General features: G+C 76.2%; 1 protein-coding gene. It reads right to left on the minus strand.

Features of this window, described 5'->3' with window-relative positions; genetic code table 11:
* A partial coding sequence (locus PYV61_RS23920; RefSeq protein WP_345785287.1) for an error-prone DNA polymerase occupies positions 1–2578 on the minus strand: 2578 nt, incomplete at both ends.

Here is a 2578-nt window from a genome sequence, read left to right on the forward strand (position 1 = left end):
CCTCGCCGATCACGCGCAGCGCGAGCCGGTCGAGCCCCATGCGCGCGGCCAGCGCGGCGACGGAGCGGAACGGGCCCGCGACGCGCGCCGCCTCCAGCTCCGCGCGCGCCCGGCTCCCGAGGCCGCGCACCAGGCGTAGTCCCAGGCGCACCGCAGGAGCCTCCGTGCCGCTCGGCGCTCGGCGCTCGGCGCTCACGTCGTCCCGCGGGGACGCCGAGCGCCGAGCGCCGAGCGCCGAGCACTCGTCGGAGTCGTGCGGCTCGAGCGTGGAGTCGAACGCCGACCGCGTGACGTCCACCGGCAGCACGCGGACGCCGTGCCGCTTCGCGTCCTCGATCAGCGTCCCCGGCGCGTAGAACCCCATCGGCTGCGCGTTGAGCAGCGCGCACAGGAACTCGGGCGCGTAGTGGTACTTGAGGTACGCCGACGCGTACACCAGCAGCGCGAAGCTGGCGGCGTGGCTCTCGGGGAAGCCGTAGTCGGCGAAGGCGTTGATCTGGTTGTAGATCCGGAGCGCCGTCTCCTCGGGGATCCCGTTCCCGCGCATCCCCGCCACCATCCGCTCGCAGATCTCGGCCATCCGCTCGCGGCTCCGCTTGTGCCCCATCGCGCGGCGCAGCGCGTCGGCCTCGCCCGGCGTGAAGCCGGCGGCGGCGATGGCGACCTGCATCCCCTGCTCCTGGAAGAGCGGGACGCCGAGCGTGCGCTTCAGCACGTGCTCGACCGAGGGGTGCGGGTAGGTGACCTCCTCGAGCTTCGCGCGGCGGCGCAGGTAGGGGTGCACCATGTCGCCCTGGATCGGGCCGGGGCGGATCAGCGCCACCTCGACCACGAGGTCGTAGAAGCAGCGCGGCTGGAGGCGCGGCAGGGTGTTCATCTGCGCGCGGCTCTCGACCTGGAAGACGCCCACCGTGTCGGCGCGGCAGAGCATCTCGTAGACGTCGGGGTCCTTGAGGTCGAAGTCCGCCAGGTCCATCGCCACGCCGCGCGTCGCGCGCAGGGACTTGAGGCAGTCCTGCAGCACGGTGAGCATGCCGAGGCCGAGCAGGTCGATCTTGACCAGGCGCACCGGGTCGAGGTCGTCCTTCTCCCACTGCACGACGGTGCGCCCGGGCATCGACGCCGGCTCGACCGGCACGACGGTGCACAGCGGCTCGGCGGTGAGCACGAAGCCGCCGACGTGGATGGAGCGGTGGCGCGGCAGCTGGTGCAGCCCGTCCACCACGTCGGCGAGCGCGCGCACGCGCGGGTCGCGCGCGTCGAGCCCCGCGCGCGCGAGCACGGTGTCCTCGGGCGCCGCCGGCGCGGTCGCGTGCAGCGCGGTGGTGGGGTTGCGGCGCTCCTCGGGGGTCTGGGCCGCGTGGGGGTCCTGCCAGGGCGCGCCGAGCGCGGAGCGCCGAGCGTCGACGGCGCCGTACTGTCCCGCACGCGCGCTCGGGTTGCCGGCGGGCTCGTAGCCGGCGTGGATCCGTCGCGGCGCCTTCGCCTCCTCCTTCACCGCGCGCGCCCTCGTCGTCGCCTCGGTGCCGCGCACCATCGCGCCCGAGGCGGCGCGCACGGCGGCGGCGTCGGAGGCCTCGGCGGTGCCGGCGCGCAGGGCGTCGGCGGTGGCGCGCGCGGAGAAGCGGTCGCTGAACGCGCTCAGCGCGTCGGCCTGCGCGACCGAGAAGCCGAGCGCGCGCGCGGCGTCGCGCACCGCGCTGCGCCCGCGCCAGGTGATCTGCTCGCACACCATCGCCGCGTGGTCGCGCCCGTACTTCTCGTACACGTACTGGATCACCCGCTCGCGCTCGCGGTGCGCGAAGTCGAGGTCGATGTCGGGGGCCTCGCGCCGCTCCTCGCTCAGGAAGCGCTCGAACAGCAGCTCCATCGCCACCGGGTCGACCGCGGTGATGCCGAGGCAGTAGCACACGGCGCTGTTGGCCGCCGAGCCGCGCCCCTGGCAGAGGATCCCCTCGCGGCGCGCGAAGCGCACGATGTCCCAGACGATGAGGAAGTAGCCGGCGAGCCCCATGCGGCGCACCACCGCCAGCTCGTGCGCCAGCTGCCGGTCGTGCGCCGGCGTGCGGCGCCCGTCCTCGGGCGGCCCCCACCGCGCCCGCGCCCCCGTCTCCACCAGCTCGGCGAGGTAGGCGTCGGCGTCGACGCCCGGCGGGAGGGGGAAGGCGGGGAGCGTCGGCTCGAGGTGCGCGACGCGGAACGCGCACCGCTCGGCGATCGCCACGCTCGCGCGCACGCCCTCCGGCGCGTGGCGCCAGCGGCGCGCGACGGCGGCGGGGCCCTTGAGGTACCACTCGCCGTTGGGCGGGAGGCGCGTCCCCATCGCGTCGAGCGGGCGGCCGTGGCGGAGCGCGCACAGCACGTCGTGCGCGACGCGCCCCGCCGGCTCGGCGTAGCGCACGTCGTTGGTCACGACCCACGGCACGCCGGCGGCGCGCGCCAGCGGGCGCAGCCCCGCCACCAGCGCGCGCTCCTCGGGGAGCCCGTGGTCCCAGCACTCGACGGCGACGCGCCCGTCGAAGGCGTCGCGCAGCGGGCCGAGGGCGGCGCGCGCGCCGGCGCCGTCGTCGCGGGCGAG

It is taken from the genome of Roseisolibacter sp. H3M3-2 (assembly GCF_029211165.1).
In the GTDB taxonomy this organism is placed as follows: domain Bacteria; phylum Gemmatimonadota; class Gemmatimonadetes; order Gemmatimonadales; family Gemmatimonadaceae; genus Roseisolibacter.